The following is a 17,963-nucleotide window of genomic DNA, read 5'->3' on the forward strand; positions in this document are numbered from 1 at the left end:
TGTGCATTAAAGCCCTAAAACCCCATTATTCACAAAGAGGTTTAGAGACGCTTCGCTTTTAGAGAAGTGATCAAGTAGCTCGGCTCTTCTCATTTACTCCTCATTTTGTTCTCTTTGTGCATTACGCTTATAAATAACTAACACACTTTAATAAACAGGAATAAACTCGCCCTTAACCTGCTGCGATGTCTTTAACCACACTAAATACGCCTGCTCGTAATCTATAAAATAGGCAGAAAGCGCATTTAAAATCACCTCATTCTCAAGCGTATTGCACGGGTTTTTAGCCTCAGCCTGCACAATTGCCTTTAACACCCTTCTGCCCTGCTTATGCTGAATAAAAAACGCCAACCAATTATTCGCATTTGCATATAAATCGCCACGGTAAGACTGCTGCTCCCACAACGCCTCTGAATCAATTAACGACCTAAACTCCATATACGTCCGGCGTACACGGTAGGTAGGAATAGCAATAGTTCGGTTAGTTTTATAAATCAGCGTGTTTTCAAAAACCTCAGCTATTCCCTCGTTTAACCACCTAGGGGTACTGCCAATTAAATTAAAATTAATGACATGCATTGCCTCGTGAATTGCTACGCGTAAACTACTTTGCGGATCGGCCTTATCAAACCTCACTAACGCCGTATTATTTTTACCAAAGTAAATCCCCGCATTGTTGCTTGGTAAAGCCCCAAAGCGCGACACATAATCGTCGTAATAATTATTAGGTAATACAACCAAGTTCATTAAAATGGATTTGTTGGGGTATAAACCAAATAAGTTTTGATACTTTTCGTATGCTTCAAATAAACGAATACGCAGCGTTTTATGATAATCGCTATTTACATTAGGGGTAATTAAATTAACAGAGGTGTAAGGGCCAATATCAAATTGTTCGGCTGTAAAATCGAGATTATCGTTTAACTGCGACAGCTCACTTTGCGCGTATTCAAGTTCTTCAGGGTCGTGAACCAACTCACAACTATTTTGTTGCACTGGAGCAGCTTTAGGCTGGGCTTTAGCCTTAGTGGCCACATTACCAACACGTTTATAGTTCACGGTTTCAGTAGTATACACATGCGTATAACTCTCAGCATTTTCAGCTTTGTGCGTATAGTTATTTACTTCAACCACATGGGTATTTGGTTTATAAAAAAAGTGTAAAACCAGCAACACCACAACCAACAACAATACATGACGTGTTTTTATTTTCATTAAATTAGCCCAGCATAATAGTTAAACAACAATACTTAAAAAACAAAACTCACACTAGGGCTAACGCTAAAAATAACTAAAATGCCATTGTTGTTAAAAGTTATGCGCCTTAAACGGTGTTTTTAACCACTGGGCATAAACCTTACTAAAATTAGGAAACTCAGAGTGCAGCATGTTTTTTAACTGCTTGGGCTGCAATTTATTACAAGGGGACTCCTGCTCGGCTAGCATTATATTTTTAAGTAATATTCTCCCCTGCGATGAATCCATCAAAAAGTAAATTGTCGCCCAACTACTTGCGTATAATTTACTCGTATTGTTTTGTTTCCACGACTCTTCTGAACCTATTAACCTGCTAATATTAAAAACGCCCTTAGCGAGTTTATTATTTATTGTCCACGAGGTATTAGGCTCTACAATACCGGTTTGCATATGGTTTTTAGTAATTTCAAAGTACTCTGCAAACCCTTCATTTAACCACCTAGGCGTATAACCTAGTACAGCTTTATTAATCGCATGAACCGCTTCATGCACCGCTGTGCTCATTGCATTTTGAGTATTTCTATACTCTATAAACGCAGAGTTACTAGCATGAAAATACATCCCCACTGAATTTCTAGGGTCGCCACCGCGCTGCTTAATAGCCACCTCATAAGAGCCTCTAGTAGGCAAAACAGTCAAATTTAGCTTCACTTTTTTAAGTGCGTGCACACCAATTATTTGACCATAAACCTTAAAAACAGTATTTAGCTTTATGCGTAAAGCTTGGTTAAAAGACGACGGTAACTTAGGGGTATTTAAGGTTAAATCAAAGTAATCGAGCGGCGCTTTAAAACCTGAATCGTACGTTGCAACTGCAAAGTTAGGTTTTTCATCGGTAAAATGCACAACGCCTTGGCTATCTGTCCAAGTATAAATATCGCCATTGCGTTCATATTTAACTTCCCCTAAAGAGGTATCAACACACCGAGTAATATCAGCCTGCGGAAAATGAAAGTCAGTAGACGTTTTATTGCCCTGAACTTTCATAACAGTTTTATTTATTGCTGTTTTTGTTATCGATGGTTCTAAACTTTGTGTGCTTAAACTTTTATAAATGCGCTTAACTTCACCAATCGGATCGTAAAAATTAAATACACGCCCCGTCAAATGGTTAGCCACTAAACCACAAGCAATTACAAACACAAAAAACATAAATACAACACGCAACTTAGTTTTAAACATAATTACGGCTTCCCTTTCCACTGCGCTTCAAACAATGCTTTTTGTTTCCCCCTATATTCACTGCACCAAACAAACTCTGATGTGTTCATTCCTTTTTTACGGCAGCGCTCAGGCAACTTATAAAATTTTGACCATGCATCTAGCTTTACTTTATTACTATAGCTATCGCTATATAAAGACATAGTCGCCACTTTTTGATTCAGTAATGTACTGTTATTTGAAGAGTAAGCCCGTGCAGATTTAACGTATTGGCGTGTAGCGGCTTTTTTGGGTTTATCGCAATGATTAGCAAGCTGTTTAAATAAAAAAGTAAAGCGAGTTTTGAGTCTTTCACCTTCAGCGGCTTTGTAACCCTGGCGCATTTTTGAACGAATATGTTCACGCTCTTTTTTAATGCCATCGCAACGCGATTGAGAGTAAGCATCGCCGGCAAAAACTTCAGCGGTAAATAAAGTAGTTGAAACTACCAAAATCCATTTAATCATCACTTTTCCTTAACTTACAGTGCTTAAAATTTACTTTTATAAAGCAGAATATAAGTGATTGCTGTTAATTTATAAATACAATGATTAATAAATCTGTAGGCGCAAAGCTTGCTTGCGCGAAAAGCGCAGCTTTTAAATTGTATTTACTTATATCGCGTTGGCGATGGCAACCAAAGAGAAGTAACCGCCGACTTCTCTTTGGAATCTCTCGGCGCCCCGAGGATCGCACTATTTCTTCAATTTAAATTAATGATATGAACGTAAACGCGATGAAACACGTCCGTGTGTAAGCATCGCTTAACGCGCATCCATGCGCTGCTATTACTCATCATTAATTCAATTTCGGGTGTGATCACGAGGGGGATTTTCTTGGCATTAGCCTTTAACTCTATAATGAGTTAATGCTTGTTTTCAATGCACTTTTTAGTAAACTAACCACTCACAAACAGGGGTGATTTAATGCAACAGATTGGTATCTACAAGCAGTTAGTTTAAACTTCTATGGGCTTAATCAATACAAGGGTAAGGCATGAAAAAATCAGAAAAAAAGCCTGATGTGCTCAGAGTAACTGAGTTTATTTTAGATAATAATAAATCAAATAAAAAATTTAGTTTAGCTGAAGCTGCTGAAACTAAGGAACTAAACGGCATTGGTTTATATCGTATAGCAGAGATAATAAAGAATATCTGCCTGCAGCCTAATGGCCCTGATAGTATTAATGACTTTACTAGAATTTCAAATAATAATTTGCATAATCAACAAGGTGACTGGCAGCTTACTCCAACTGCATACTTTAGCTACCTAACATACCTATCTATTAAAGAATCAGAAAAATCTAACCGCATCGCGATTAAAACATACAAAGTAGCAATAACGGCAGTTATAATTGCAGTTATATCTGCAGTTATTGCAGCTTAGAAAATCATAAAAAAGCTCAATTTTTTATGATTACTTATAAGATAATATCTACAGGCTCAGGGAAAAGTAACTCTAAGTTTCTTTTATCTATTTTAAATAGTGGCCCCTTTTCTGTAACGCGACCAGTTTTACCAGAGCGTTTTATCAAATGATCCATTGTAATAACCCCTGAGCAGATCAATGGTATGAGCTGACTCAAGACAGGTGCTTTGGTGTGAACTACTTTTTCTAGTTGAAAAAATTCTTCGCCACTCTTTTTAAAGCTCTTAGCTTGTACCCAAAAAGTTTCTGAATGTTTTTCAACTAACCTTTTTTTCAACAGTTTAGCTGGCCAAACAGCTACTAGCTCTTCATTTCGATACCATTCTTCAAGCTGATCCTTTTGCTTGTTAAATATAAAATGCAGACCTTGAGTATTTTGGCGTTGAGTGCTGACTGTGCAGTACAATTTAAAATCATCTTCTCTTTCATAGCCGTATCTATCTAAAATTTTTGCACTAGAGCCTTTAGTAAAATCAACTTCCTTGCAACCACAAGGACTTAAATTCCAATCAGCAACTTGGGCAAACAAAGTTGTTCGGTTTTTACCACCTCTACCAGACTTTATTTCAATACCATGATAATCAGGATCTTTTGATGAATTTGCATCTATACCAAGTAAAGCCTCTAATGTGTAACCTATTGCTGTATCACCACTTCGCTGTGCTTTAAATGGCTGTTTAGCTAATTCTTTTATTTTATCAAGTAACTCTGCTGAATAAGAGAATTCCTTATTTATATAACTTTTTATTAATTTATATATTTGGCTATAAGGGTTTTGTAATTCATTCTCTAAATTAACTTGACTAAGATTAATAAGATGCGGGGCTCCCTGATAAATAACAATAGCAATTTGATCACCTGCAGTGGCAAACTTTGGTAATTGCCTATACCACATCCTTGGATCACCCTGCTTAGTTTTAGGGCGGTAAAAACTTCCAACAATTTCTTTTATTTCATTCTGATTAACTAAGTAGCTAACTTCTTTTCTTATAACGCCTTGTTCTTGTTCGAAGTAATAATGAAATTCCTCTAACTCAAAATGATCTCTTACTGATTGAGTTGCATCCAGAATAGATTTATTCAAACCTGTTTGCGTAGGCTCAAAAAGAGAAAACTCAACACCTAACTTGGTCAAAGCAACGGTATTACTTCTCAACAATAATTTTTGGTCTAGTTGTAAATCACTGGCCCTTTCTTGATCATAAACTTCATAATCCTTTTCTGACATTTCAACTTCATTGTATTCAACAAAATTTGTTGAAATGCTTGGTATGGGAATACCTTCTATCTCTTGCTTTTTTAACTCTTTTGAAACATCAGGCCAACTAGAATAGCCGTACTTACGAGCAACAATATTTAGTGCTTGAGCTTGATTTAAACTGTCATTGTTTTTCTTTAAAAGTTTTGCTTCTTGCTTAAGTCGTTTTTCATTTATCATTTTCGATGGTCCAAATATTTTGGAATTCATCGCAGCTAAAATAAATTTAGGTTAAATGGGTGATGCTAAACGCTTCTCCTATAATCAGGACGGCACTTCCCGCGCCAGAAATGTATGTAGTTAAAGTAATAAATTGATTTCAGTCCGAACACTGTAAATCTAGCTGCGAATTCACAACTTTATCTACAGAGAGGACACAAAGGGTCTTTACAGGAAGGAAGGCTACTCTCATAAGCCTTAAATTAACTTATTCTTTTCAAACTCTTAAGTCAACAGATAAAATAATAAATTCTTACCTGGACTTTTAGAGGCGATTACCGTAAAATTCTGTGGTTTTCATTTATTACTTGGTGTGTTTTGAATCATATTGAATTGTTTGCAGGCTGTGGCGGCTTAACATTAGGACTAGAAAGTATCGGTTTTAATACCGTACTTGCTAATGAACTCTCTCCAATGGCGGCAGAAACTTTTGCTTATAATTTTTTTAAAGAAGATTTAGCACAATTAGCTGAAGATAACTTAATGCCAGCAAATACACTATGGCTAAACAGTAATTATAAAGATTTAAAACCTAGATTAAGGGAAAACCCTTTTCACTTCCCTGAGTTCGACAATAAAGATGGGTACTCTGATTTACCTAACGACTTAAAGAATTTTCAAAATAAACTTGTAGTTGGCAGTATTGTTGAACTTAATAAGCTATTAAAAGCAAACTCAGCATTATGCAATGAACTCCACAACTCATTTGGTAAAGGTGAGTTAGATCTAGTATCTGGCGGACCACCTTGCCAAAGTTTCAGTATGGCGGGTATGCGTAAAAAAGATTGCGATAAAAATACCCTACCTTGGGAGTTTGCAACTTTTGTGTCTCTAGTTCGCCCTAAAATTGCAATGCTAGAAAACGTTACAGGTATTTTACGCGCTTTTAATGATGAAGACGGAAACAAATTTCACGCATGGCATGAAGTTGCAAAGGTATTTGCAACCAAAGGTTATATTCCGCTTTGCTTACATATTAATGCCAAATTTGCCGGTATAGCTCAAAACAGACCTCGCTTTATCATGATTGCAATACGTGATGACTATTTTGAAAAGCTTAAGAATTTAAATGAAACTGAAATAGAATTATTCAAGCAATCAGTTTGCTTTTTCAAAAAAGCTAAGAAGAACATTAATAACGTAAAATTTAGTGATCTACCCTATTTCGACATAACAAAAACAGAGCACTTTAAGCTCTTTAAAGATAGCTTTCTCAGCTCCTTAATCGCTGATGATACCGCAACAGTAAAAGATGCACTTGATGATTTAAAGCTAACTAGTCCATCAAAAACATCTACATATATTAATGAATTAAATACTCATTTTTCAGGTGTCCTAGGGGGCGTTACCGAGCTAAAAAATCATGCACTAAGGGCAAACAGTGATATTGTAAAAAGACGTTTTAGAATTTACCAAATATTGCAAGATATTGATAAAAAACAAGTAACAAAAGACGTATTTAATATTCTTAAAAATGGTATAGCGACCTTAAGTAATGAGAGCGCTGCTTTATTAATTAATAAAGAATTTTTAAATCATCAAAACAAATTGATTAAATTTAAAAATAAGTCCGATCTAATCCAATACCTATTAGAACATCCGACTAAAAAACAAACTCAAAAAGCATTAATTGCAGATTCTCCTGCACCTGCAGCGCTATCAATCCCAGACGACGCCTGTCATTACGATAAGAGCGAACTTCGCGTACTGACTGTAAGGGAAATGGCTCGAATACAATCATTTCCTGACCAATTTGAGTTTCGCTCAAAAGTTACTACAGGTGGGCAAATGCGTAAGTTTGAGGTACCGCAATATACTCAAGTAGGTAATGCAGTTCCACCACTTCTAGGCTACAGACTAGGAGCGTGCTTAGCTAATTTAATTAAACGTAACTAGCAGCATCAATAATGAACTGTATTTTGGGATATTTGCCATTGAGTATTTTGATTTGTTAATCTTTGGCTCTGAATAAGTTCAGAGTGAATATTATTATTCTTATCATATCCAATTACTATTATATCACCCTCTTGAGCCGCCTCCATTACAGGGGAACTTTGAAAATATAACCTATATTCAGCAGAGCGATTTGGATTTCCTTATCTAGCATCATACCAAGTTAGATCCGCTGAGTACGAATCGCTACTACCTCTAATTGAAAAAGTAGCTTTGGTAGTTAATTTAGCATAACCAAACATTTCTTTTAACGGAGCAACTCCTTGAAATTCATGCTGGTGCGAACGTGCTTCATCCGCTTCTACAGCTGTTAGTGTTTTTATACATGATTTACTAAATTTAATTGGCTGTATTGCCATTTATTCATCCCTTAAAGTTATAAGTTAGTTAAATTAACTTTCAGTTAAATCGCAGCTTCTTTGAATATAAGAACTCTGCATACTTATATTGATAAACACTAATCTACCAACACACTCCAATTCCCCATGATCACACCCGAAAGTTATAAACTGATGAGTAATCACTTGCATGGATGCAAGTTAAGCCGTGACTTCGCCATGGACGGCGAATACACGGCGCTTACGTTCACATCAATTTTTAACTTGAGGACACAGTGTGATCCTCGGGCGCGCCGTGGGATTCCAAAGGGCGGTCGGCGGCAGCCGCCCTTTGGTTGCTATCGCCAACGCGATATAACCTCGAATAGAGGTTTTTAAATCCCTTTTCCCAAAACCATGTAGAAATCATGTCTAAAGCCAGCTTCGACACTTTAACGCGTGAGGTAAACTCCCGACTGCGGTACGACCTAAAAATTTAAAAGCTGCGCTTTTCGCGCGAGCAAGCTCTGCGCCTACAAGTTAAAGCGCGACTACAAACTACTCTGAAACCACTTGTTTAAACCGTGCGAACGTTCGCATGCTTTCATCTGCAATCATTACCTCATAATCGTGGTTTTGAGCAATTAGCTCATATTGCCCGTTTGGTAATTTATTAACTTTGCGCAGTAAATACTGCCCTTCCCCACCTATATCATCTCGCTCTATCGCGACTATTTGGCCGCGTAACGATCCTGCTTTATCGGACGTTATAAGCTCGAGTAGCAGTAAGTCGCCATCAAGTATTGGGTGTTTACCGCCATTCATAGAGTTGCCCGATGCGCGTGCTAAAAAATGCACGTTTGGATCAAGCTTGCCTGCACCAAGTGGCGCGTCTAAATATTCAACATCGCTGCTATCGCCTGTTTTAAAATGTCCGCAGGCTATTTTAATATTAGGGAAATACGGCAGTTTTAATGCGTTATCGTCTGATTTTAAACAAGCGTCTGGTTCAGCAACTTGTTCTAACTCAGGTCGTGCTTTATTTGGAAACGTAAACAATTCTGCGGTTGGTTTTGCATGTTCGAAATGGTCTTTATTGGCGAGCCATAATTTAGCGCTGTTTGCTTGCGCTACTTGGTAAGCCCAATTACTTACAGCAAGCGATTTATCGGCATCGCAATGAAAATACGCACTTAGCTCATTACTAATAATGTGGCTGTTAACGACCAAGTTTTGGTTCTGCCAGCGTTCACGGTGCTGCTGTGCAGCTAAAAAATCGCGTTTGTTGTTATTACATGCACGGTGTGCGGCAACAAAGTTATGCCCAAGGTCGTTTGCGTAGCGGGCAAACGGAATAAAGTGATCTACCTCAACATCGTTTTTCATTGGCTTTTGGCAATAAAAACAGATGTTTGATTGAAGCTCTACTAAAACGGGCTTTGCTTTAGTGAGTGCATTACGGTCTACCCCAAATAAAAACTCTTGCAGCTGGCTTTGCGGGCCAATTAGCGCTTGGTTGTGCTTTATACTTTGAATTTTTTGCAGCCATGCATTTTTAGCTAAATATACAACTAGGTCGTAAAAGCGCCTAAAGCAGCTAGCTATACCTGCATTTAAGGTAATAAATTGAGTGCTGTTTGTGTGCGGGTACAAAAAGCATTCTTCTTGTTTAGCGAGTATTTGTAAGCGCCAAAGCGGCCCTGATTTTAGTGTTGCCATAGCCGCATTAAACGTGGGCTTATAAAACAGGCTTTGCTTAAGCTGGCGAAAGTTACGTATGTTGTTTTGTTGGCATTCAAACAATACGCTAATTACTTTTGATTGCGCGCCTGTATTTTGCTTAAGTAAAGCGCTTTCGCCGGTGTGCTCTGACGAAAACGGCATTGCATGGTGCCAGTATAAAGTAATAAGTTTATCGGCAAGGGTTGGTAGCTCTATGACTAATTCACTTTGCTCAGATAACAGCGGTTGTTCTACGCATACATCGGCAATAGCGTGTAAAAGCGCAAACTTGTAGGTAGCGCTAAAATCGCCCTCAACTAGCATACGTTGTATGTATGCTATGAAGTCGAGCTGTTGCTGCATTGCGCCAATCATAAAGTGGGAGCAGCCTTAATTAACGCATTAAGCCACACTTCACTCTCGCGCTCTGGGCGCTGATCAACCGTTTGCCACTGTTTTATTATTTTAAGCTCGGTGTGATGGGTAATTAGCGCGGTTAGACCATCTTCATTTAAATCGGTAAATTCACGGCCATTATGTACACGCTCTTGCGTGCCATATTTAAACGACACATATAAAACTCCGTTTGGTTTTAGGGCATTTTGCAGCTTTAAAAACACTTGCGATAACTCAGCTTTTGGTACATGTAATAAACTCGCGCAGCACCAAATGCCGTCGTATTTATTAACACACTCTAGCTCTTGAAATGTTTTAATCTCTACCGGTTGTTGTAAGTAATTACTGGCTAACTTTGCAAGTGCTGGGCTTGCGTCAAACGCGCTGACAGTAAACCCTTGGTTTTTAAAGTAAGCGGCATCGCGAGCTGAGCCACAGCCAGCGTCAAGAATATGGCCGTGCTGTTTTACATGCGGTAAAAACTCAGCATATAACGCCGACATATCAACATTAAGCGTTGAGTCGCTAAAGGTTTGTGCGTTGTTATTGTAGTAAGTGAGTGTGGTACTTGGCACGATACACCCGCTCCTTGGCTAATCGTTTAACAGCTAAGCCGCTGTTAATATTAAATTCATTGGTGTTTAATCTACAGGAACAAATAAATAAAATATAGACTTAGTAGTAGAATATTTTAAATTAATACGCCCTTTTTATTAATCATATTTACGCACTGCAAATTTAACGGTTACAAAATTGAACATGTTAGCTTAGACCTCCCAACGCATTGATTAAAAATAAATAACTTTATAAATCGCGTATTGCTGTTTACCTATTTACACAAAATTTTGCTACCAAATTTTTAGGCTGGTTTATACTGTACGTATTGCGTCGCTAGCATGAGGGATATTATGCATAGATTAAAAAAATACGGGTTGTATTTGTTAGTAGCCCTCTCTTTTGGGAGTGGGGCTTGCGAAAAAAGGTTTTTTGTCGCGTCGCACGATACCTATTGGCCGCCTTACGTAGTTAATGTAGACGGCCACGCACAAGGTAAAGAAGTAACGGCGCTTTGGCTTATTTTTGCGGGGTCGCCTTACTGTGTTCAGGTTGAGTTTTTACCCAATACAGAGCGCGCATTTGTTGAACAAACTAAAGGCCGAATGGATTTAGGCTGGGCTGCCAGCTTTACTGAAAAACGTGCAGAGCATGTTTATTTTTCGGATAGTTACCGCAACGAGGTGATGTGGCTGTATCAGCATAAAAATAAACACTATAAAGTTAAAAACCTGCAAGATGCGCTTGAACAGGGCTACACCGTAGCCGCTCATGTAGGGAGTTATTACGGCGAGCAATTTGAGCACTTAAAAAGTATTTATTCAAAACAAATTATTTTTACCGGTGCGGCAAAAACGCGTTTTGCTTTATTAGCTAAACAACGGGTCGATTTTATAATTGAAGACCAGTTAGTGGGTGAGTACTTTATTAGCCAGTCAAACACTATTAAGCGAGTTAATACTACAACCTATGTTAATAAGGGCTCTATTCATTTAATGCTGAGTAAAAATACGTCTACTATGCAAGATGTTATTGAGGTTAATAAATTAATACAAAGCCATAAGGCACAATTAGCAGAACTGTTTGAAAAATTATAACTAAACACACACTAAAAACCGTTTACAAAAGGCTGTAGTTTGAAAATATTATTGTTTATAACCCTTTTTACTTTTAGTGCATTTAATGCCTGGGGATGCACTAAAACGTTAACGGTGGCTACCAACGAAAGTTACTGGCCGCCTTACGTAATATTAAAAAACAATACGCTGGGTGGTACTGAAATAGACGTACTTAACGCTATTTTTAAAGGCTCACCTTATTGTTTAAATTTTAGTGTGCTGCCTAACTCGTTACGTGCATTTGAAGAGCTAAAACAGGGCCGTGTTGATTTAATTTTTGCTGCTAGCAAAACTGTTGAGCGTGCGGAGTATGCTTACTTTACGTTACCTTATCGTGTTGAAAAAATGCTGCTGTACAAACATACCAACTCGCCCAACTTACACAGTATTAACCAGCTATTTAGTCAGTCGCTAACTGTGGGGGTTAACAGGGGAAGTGTTTTTGGTGAAACGTTTGAGCAATTGCGCTTACAGTATGCTGAGCAGGTTGTACTTACGAGCGAGTCTAAAAAACGTTTTGGTATGCTTAACAAGCAGCGTATTAATTATTTAATTGATGATTCGTTAGTGGCGCAGCACTTTACTAAACAGTACTCAAACATTATGCCGGCGGCGTTGCTTGAGCCTATAAATGTAAATAACGTGCATTTTATGCTGAGTAAAAAAACGGTAACCACTGACGATATAACGGTTATTAATTCGTACATTTTTAATAATAAAGCAGCTATTGAGCGTATTTACCAAAACCACTAATACTTTAAATTAGTTAATCTTGCGTGCTTATTTGGTAAATTTAAGGCCTATTGTACCCTTTGTGTGCGTTTAGCTTTGGTTATAAATTAGCTGCCTTTTACCTTTCATTAGTAATGGCTGATCAGTTTAATACGCTAGCGTGAACTAAAACGCTAAAAATGGGCACCTTATATAATTAAACAAAACAATACCTTTGTAGGTGCAGAGGTAGATACAATTAATAAATACCAAGGCATCTGTGTGTAGCGCAAAACGTATCAGGCCCCTCTATGGTGCAAAATTGTTTTTAAATTAAAAGCATGAGACAAACTCACGCCTACCTATATGATTAACGTTGGCGGTTATGGCAGGCGGGGCTTTATGCGGCGTAAGATCACTATTTACAAAGAGGTTATGATGCGCTGTGCTGAAAATAGAAGGCCTAAGGCTCAAGATAAAAAGCGCTGGGAAGCCCAATACCCGCCGCCCGTGGGCTTTTACCCTTCCCCCTTTAATCTAAATTAGCTTGCTAATTCGGCCATCGCTTTTTGGCTAAACAAATGCATGGTTACATAATGTTGTTTTTTAATAATCGCCTTCACAATTTCCTGATCTATATTCAAATAATCATGCACAAGCGCATTGCGTAAACCGATTATTTTACGCCATGAAAGTAACTCATTATCGGTTAAAACACCGAGTTGCGTTAGCTCGCTAAATGTTTGGTAAGCGTTACTGCTTGTCGTATTTTTATACTTTTTAAGCCAATGTTTAGATAAGCCAATACATACTTCTGTCATTAACTGTAGCAAGCGCTCTGCGGCACGATAGTCTCTATTATTTAGTTGATCTATTTGGCTTAATTCGTCCAGCTCTTGCATGTATTCATCAATATGCCGTGTTACTTCTCTTATATAAAGCGCTATTCCTGTATCAGTCATGGTTACTCGCTATCATCTCAAATTCAAACTGGCTATAAATACGCTGCTGCTCCTTCATCGATCTAAGGCTATTTTTACCTAAAATTGCCTCCCCGTATTCCACGATATTGAATGCAAGGTAACTGGGGATTAAGTTTATATCAACGATTGAAATAAGCTGTTCGTTTAAACTAAGTGCATTACTGATCTCTAACTCGAGCTCTTTTGGCCTTAGTCGTTTATCAAAAGAGCTAAGTTCAAAATTTTTAAAAGCGATAGCAAGGTCAATGTCACTATGAGGTTGCGCTGTACCTTTGGCGTGAGAGCCATATAGCCAAACCACTTCAATGTCGCTATTTTTCTGCAAGTAATTAACTATTTGTTGAAAAATATTAGTGCTCAAAATAAAAAACCATTCGTAAAAACTAAGATAATCATAACTTATCTATTTTATACTGAACACTAAAACCGATAATGCATTTTTATCCACGTAAATTAATTTTAAGGAATTTATTCACCATAGAGGTGAAGAGGCGCTGCGCTGAAAGCCAAAAGTATTAGGTTCTAGATTTCAGGTGCTAGGTTGTGCCAGAAGCCCAAAAACCGTAGCCCGTGAACTTTTACCTTTAACCTTCAATCTTTAACTTTTTTCATTTACTTTTTTCTCAGCCAAAACAAACTGCCTTCGGTGGCTATCCACGCTTGTTTGCCAAGTGACTCTAAGTACACGCCTACTTCTTCTTTACTTCCTGGGCTATAAAACTCAATTTGGTTAATTTTTAGTTTTTCTTGCCCGGTGAGTATTTTTATAAAATGTTTATTAAGCTGTTTAAGCTGAGTTTTGTATTGCTTGGCTTGTATAGAATCACTATTTTTATGAAACTCACTCAAGGCGCGGCTTGCTGTGGCATGGAGCTCTTCGCTGTCAAAGTCGGCTAAAAATGCATCTAGCTTTTGCCACTGGCCTTTAATTATATAGCAGTTCATTAGCCAATGGCGATTCGCTTGATTATCCATGGGGTTTAGTTGCCACAGCGTTTCTAACTCATCAATGGCAAGTTGTATATTGCCCTGTAACGCGTTGATTTTTGCGCGGTGCGCCCGTATCATCATATAAGGCCGTGTTTCGTGGATCAGCCAAAAATGGCCTTGGTTTTGTGCTATGAATTGCTTTGTTATAAAACCCTCGAACAGTTCAAGTAACGCTTCTATCGGTTCAAACGCGCTTGGGGTAAAGTTACTAAGAATTGCTTCCATTAACTGATCAATCACTTCGTCGTCAATTATTTTACCAGCTGCAAAATCATCGTTGTGCTGTTGGTGTGCAAACTCTTCTGTAAATTGTTCGTTAAACGCGGCTTCTTCATCGCTCCAGAGGGTGTCTTCAATAAAACGAATGTTGTAAAGCACATCGGCTACAAAGTAGACGTAGTTCTTTTTAAATGATTGCGCTAAGCCTTGATTTCCTATAAATTTTTTCACTGCGGCTTGCTCAGAACTAAACGCATTAAGTACTTCAATCAAACTTGCTAGCACCTCTTTTTGGTGTTTATCTAGGCTGCGTTTATCAATAAACTTAAGTGCCTGTAATGCCCCTTTACAGTAATTTGGTAATGGCATATTAACTTTAAGTGAATCGCGGTAATCGGTTTTCGATAAGCTGCATTTAGTGGGCATTTTAAAATCTTCGCTCATCACTTTTTGCATGCTGTTATTGTAATTTCCCATCAGGCTTGCGAGGTACTTTAACTCTGCGTCTGATGTGAAATTAATGTCACCTAACAGGTCTGGCTGCCATTGGCTGGGCATTATTATGTCAGGCAGTAAGCCTAATCCTAAAAAGTAACCCTGAATAAAGTAATAATCTGGCTGCTTTACACTTAGCTTACTAAGTTTTATAACTTCGCTGCGAATTTTAGCTGGCGACATAACTCACTCTTTTTTGATATTTTTTACTACAATAAAGCCGTGTTCAAAAGCAATCAAGTGAATTAACGTTTAAATAGGCTAGCCTTTAATATGCTTGGCCTGTATAATTTGCCGCCTTATTTACTCCTATTGCCTGGTCTATTTTCGCACCTGCTGCGCCCATAACCCTGTCAGTATTTTTCTAGGACACCTTTTTTGATCTCCACCGCAAATATTACGATGCAGTTTGGCGCAGAGCCGTTGTTTGAAAACATTTCAGCTAAATTTGGTAACGGTAACCGTTACGGTTTAATTGGCGCTAACGGCTGCGGCAAGTCGACCTTCATGAAAATTTTAAGCGGTGCGCTTGTGCCTAGCGCGGGTAATGTGTCGATTACCCCGGGTTTAAAAGTAGGTAACCTTAGCCAAGACCAGTTTGCATTTGAGCAATACACGGTGGTAGATGCGGTAATTATGGGCGACGTTGAGCTTTGGAAAGTAAAGCAAGAGCGCGAACGTATTTATTCGTTACCCGAAATGAGCGAAGAAGACGGCATGAAAGTGGCCGACCTTGAAAGCGTTTTTGCCGAAATGGACGGTTACACCGCCGAAAGCCGCGCTGAAGAAATACTAATAGAAGCGGGTATAGATAAAGAGTTTCATTATGGGTTAATGGCAAACGTTGCCCCAGGTTGGAAACTCCGTGTGCTTTTAGCACAGGCCTTGTTTGCAAACCCAGATATACTGCTACTCGATGAGCCTACCAATAACTTGGATATTCACACCATTACGTGGCTTGCTGATGAGCTTAATAAACGTAAATGCACCATGATTATTATTTCGCATGACCGCCACTTTTTAAACTCGGTATGTACACACATGGCCGACATTGATTACGGCGAGCTGCGTATTTACCCAGGTAACTACGAGAAGTTTTTAGAAGCGTCAGGCTTGCAGCGCGAGCAGCTGTTAGCCGAAAACGCTAAAAAGAGCGCAGAGATTGACGAGCTACAAGACTTTGTTAACCGCTTTGGTGCTAACGCGTCTAAAGCTAAGCAAGCAAGTTCGCGCGCTAAAAAAATGGATAAAATTAAGCTTGATGAAGTTAAAGCGTCAAGCCGTATGAGCCCATCGTTAAGTTTTGACGAAGGCAAAAAAATGTACCGCCAAGCGCTTGAAGTAAACAAGCTTGGCCATGGTTTTGATGGTGAAACGTTATTTAGTGGCGGTGAGTTTTTACTAGAAGCCGGTGCAAAGCTTGCGGTAATTGGCGAAAACGGTGTGGGTAAAACTACTTTTTTACGCTGTTTGGTTAACGAGCTTAAAAGTAACGAAGGCGAAATTAAGTGGTCTGAAAATGCGAGCTTTGGTTACTGCCCGCAAGACAGCACTAAAGATTTTGATAACGATTTAACGTTATTTGATTGGATGTCGCAGTGGCGTACGGCCAAGCATAACGATTTAATGGTACGTGGCATGTTGGGCCGTTTGTTGTTTACCGCAGACGATTCAAACAAAAAAGCGCGTAACTGTTCAGGTGGTGAAAAAAACCGTTTGTTATTTGGTAAGTTAATGATGCAAGACGTGAACGTGCTTGTAATGGACGAGCCAACAAACCACATGGATATGGAAGCCATTGAGGCGTTAAATAATGCGCTTAAAGACTTTGCAGGTACGCTTATTTTTGTAAGCCACGACCGTGAGTTTGTGTCGTCGTTAGCTACGCGTATTATTGATATTAAAGATAAGCAGGTTATTGATTTTCAGGGTACGTTTGATGAGTACCTTGCAAGCTGCGAAGAGAAAAAAGCATAAACCCGTTGGTTTTTAGTTTAAAAGGCGCTTAGTTAGCGCCTTTTTTGTGCTTGGTTAAATGCATTAGTAAACAAGTAATTAAATCATCACCAAGAGGTGATTAACTATTGCTCGTGTTTTTTGTGTAGCGCTGAGAAGCTTTCACTTCTAACGTGAGCAAGCTCTACGTTTACAAAGTAACTTGTAGACGCGCAGCTTGCTGGCGTGAAAAAGCAAGGCTTTTTAAAACTTGTTTTAGATTAATTCTTATCTATGTTTATACAAAGCCAAAATATATTCCTTTCCTATGCATGACTCCTCAAAATTATTAGCACATCGTTTTTCAAATAATAATCAGTTCTACTCTGTGACTATATGCTGCATAAATAGAGCACCTCTATTTAAAGAATTTAGCAATGCATGTATTGCAGCAAAGGCTATTGTGGATATGCAAAATAAAGTAAATACAATTTGTTATGTATTAATGCCTGATCACCTCCATTGGTTATTTCAGCTTAAAGACTGCTCACTAGCTAACGTAATAAAAATCTTTAAAAGTGTAACGACTGTAAAAATAAATAAGCTAAATGAAACAACAGGCAAGATTTGGCAGCAAAATTATTTTGAGCATCAGCTTCGTTCTGAAAAAGATTTAATTAATCAAGCTCGTTATATTGTTGCTAACCCACTAAGAACTGGCATAGTAAAAAGTGTCGGGCAATATCCATTTTGGGATTGTATTTATTTAAATTAAATAGCATGTAAAACAAGAAGCTGTCGCTTCTAACGTGAGCAAGCTCTACGTCTACAAAATAAGTTAACCCTGCTTAGTATGGCTACTCATTTACTCCTCATTCGCTTCTTTTTATGCATTAAGATTTAAAGCCCATTTTTCACAAAGAGGTTGAGAGGCGCTGCGCTTTTAGAGGAATCGCTTTAAAAGTTAGTAACAAGAAGCTGCACTTCTAACGTGAGCAAGCTCTTCGTCTACAAAAAATCAGTTTACTCTGCTTACTATGGCTTCTCATTTACTCCTCATTCGCTTCTCTTTGTGCAATACGGTTTTAAAGCTCAGTTTTTAAAAGCAGTGGCTGAATGTAGCCTGCAGACGCGCTTTGCATTCGTTTAAAGCAACGTTTTACTTGTGCTATAAAAGTGAATTTTTCACCACCGAGAAGTTAAGGAG

At 38.3% G+C, this 17,963-nt stretch carries 16 protein-coding genes; 6 read left to right on the forward strand and 10 right to left on the reverse strand.

From position 1 onward, the window contains the following. Positions 1–147: 147 nt before the first annotated feature. The 3 genes from CWB65_RS15470 to CWB65_RS15480 form a co-directional block, all read right to left on the reverse strand. Positions 148–1,215 carry a hypothetical protein gene (locus tag CWB65_RS15470; RefSeq protein WP_138740926.1) on the reverse strand — a complete coding sequence of 356 codons (1,068 nt, stop codon included), beginning with the start codon at positions 1,213–1,215 and terminating at the stop codon, positions 148–150. Between the two features lie 93 nt (positions 1,216–1,308). After that, on the reverse strand, positions 1,309–2,439 hold the full coding sequence (locus CWB65_RS15475) for a DUF1570 domain-containing protein (protein ID WP_138740927.1): 1,131 nt from the start codon (positions 2,437–2,439) through the stop codon (positions 1,309–1,311). Positions 2,440–2,441: 2 nt separating this feature from the next. Continuing rightward, a complete protein-coding gene (locus tag CWB65_RS15480) occupies positions 2,442–2,924 on the reverse strand; it encodes a hypothetical protein (protein ID WP_138740928.1) in 483 nt (160 codons plus the stop codon). Between the two features lie 529 nt (positions 2,925–3,453). Here CWB65_RS15480 and CWB65_RS15485 point away from each other — a divergent pair. After that, complete coding sequence (locus CWB65_RS15485) at positions 3,454–3,843, forward strand: hypothetical protein (RefSeq protein WP_138740929.1); 390 nt, start codon at positions 3,454–3,456, stop codon at positions 3,841–3,843. 34 nt (positions 3,844–3,877) lie between these two features. Here CWB65_RS15485 and CWB65_RS15490 read toward each other — a convergent pair whose 3' ends face one another. Next, positions 3,878–5,323 (reverse strand): MvaI/BcnI family restriction endonuclease, encoded by a 1,446-nt coding sequence (locus CWB65_RS15490; RefSeq protein ID WP_138740930.1) that lies wholly within the window; start codon positions 5,321–5,323, stop codon positions 3,878–3,880. 357 nt (positions 5,324–5,680) lie between these two features. Between CWB65_RS15490 and CWB65_RS15495 the strand changes: the two genes are divergently transcribed. Next, the gene (locus CWB65_RS15495; protein WP_138740931.1) at positions 5,681–7,258 is read left to right on the forward strand and encodes a DNA cytosine methyltransferase; all 1,578 of its coding nucleotides are present in this window, start codon (positions 5,681–5,683) and stop codon (positions 7,256–7,258) included. Between the two features lie 200 nt (positions 7,259–7,458). On the opposite strand, the gene CWB65_RS19935 is transcribed toward CWB65_RS15495, so the two are convergent. From CWB65_RS19935 to CWB65_RS15510, 3 genes are all read right to left on the reverse strand, one after another. Beyond that, entirely contained in the window at positions 7,459–7,674 is a 216-nt protein-coding gene (locus CWB65_RS19935; protein WP_212750952.1) for a hypothetical protein, read from the reverse strand. 516 nt (positions 7,675–8,190) lie between these two features. Next, positions 8,191–9,729, reverse strand: coding sequence for a DUF8808 domain-containing protein (locus tag CWB65_RS15505; RefSeq protein WP_138740932.1), 1,539 nt, complete (start codon positions 9,727–9,729; stop codon positions 8,191–8,193). Then, positions 9,726–10,325, reverse strand: coding sequence for a class I SAM-dependent methyltransferase (locus CWB65_RS15510; protein ID WP_138740933.1), 600 nt, complete (start codon positions 10,323–10,325; stop codon positions 9,726–9,728). The genes CWB65_RS15505 and CWB65_RS15510 overlap by 4 nt, the downstream gene beginning before the upstream one ends. A 333-nt stretch (positions 10,326–10,658) precedes the next feature. Here CWB65_RS15510 and CWB65_RS15515 point away from each other — a divergent pair, with 333 nt between their 5' ends. Beyond that, positions 10,659–11,402: a transporter substrate-binding domain-containing protein gene (locus CWB65_RS15515; RefSeq protein WP_138740934.1), complete on the forward strand. Its 744-nt coding sequence runs from the start codon at positions 10,659–10,661 to the stop codon at positions 11,400–11,402. A gap of 39 nt (positions 11,403–11,441) precedes the next feature. Next, on the forward strand, positions 11,442–12,176 hold the full coding sequence (locus tag CWB65_RS15520; RefSeq protein WP_138740935.1) for a substrate-binding periplasmic protein: 735 nt from the start codon (positions 11,442–11,444) through the stop codon (positions 12,174–12,176). 500 nt (positions 12,177–12,676) lie between these two features. Here CWB65_RS15520 and hepT read toward each other — a convergent pair whose 3' ends face one another. The 3 genes from hepT to CWB65_RS15535 form a co-directional block, all read right to left on the reverse strand. Next, positions 12,677–13,096: a type VII toxin-antitoxin system HepT family RNase toxin gene (gene hepT, locus CWB65_RS15525; protein ID WP_138740936.1), complete on the reverse strand. Its 420-nt coding sequence runs from the start codon at positions 13,094–13,096 to the stop codon at positions 12,677–12,679. After that, the gene (gene mntA / locus CWB65_RS15530; protein ID WP_138740937.1) at positions 13,089–13,478 is read right to left on the reverse strand and encodes a type VII toxin-antitoxin system MntA family adenylyltransferase antitoxin; all 390 of its coding nucleotides are present in this window, start codon (positions 13,476–13,478) and stop codon (positions 13,089–13,091) included. Before mntA ends, hepT begins: the two co-directional genes overlap by 8 nt. 251 nt (positions 13,479–13,729) lie before the next feature. Then, entirely contained in the window at positions 13,730–15,004 is a 1,275-nt protein-coding gene (locus CWB65_RS15535) for a UPF0149 family protein (protein ID WP_138740938.1), read from the reverse strand. A 195-nt stretch (positions 15,005–15,199) separates the two neighbouring features. Here CWB65_RS15535 and CWB65_RS15540 point away from each other — a divergent pair, with 195 nt between their 5' ends. Together CWB65_RS15540 and CWB65_RS15545 are read left to right on the forward strand one after the other, a co-directional pair. Beyond that, entirely contained in the window at positions 15,200–16,798 is a 1,599-nt protein-coding gene (locus CWB65_RS15540) for an ABC-F family ATPase (protein WP_138740939.1), read from the forward strand. Between the two features lie 286 nt (positions 16,799–17,084). Next, on the forward strand, positions 17,085–17,531 hold the full coding sequence (locus CWB65_RS15545; RefSeq protein ID WP_138740940.1) for an REP-associated tyrosine transposase: 447 nt from the start codon (positions 17,085–17,087) through the stop codon (positions 17,529–17,531). The last annotated feature ends 432 nt before the right edge of the window (positions 17,532–17,963 follow it).

The organism is Pseudoalteromonas sp. S554 (assembly GCF_005930865.1).
GTDB classification, from domain to species: Bacteria; Pseudomonadota; Gammaproteobacteria; order Enterobacterales; family Alteromonadaceae; genus Pseudoalteromonas; species Pseudoalteromonas marina.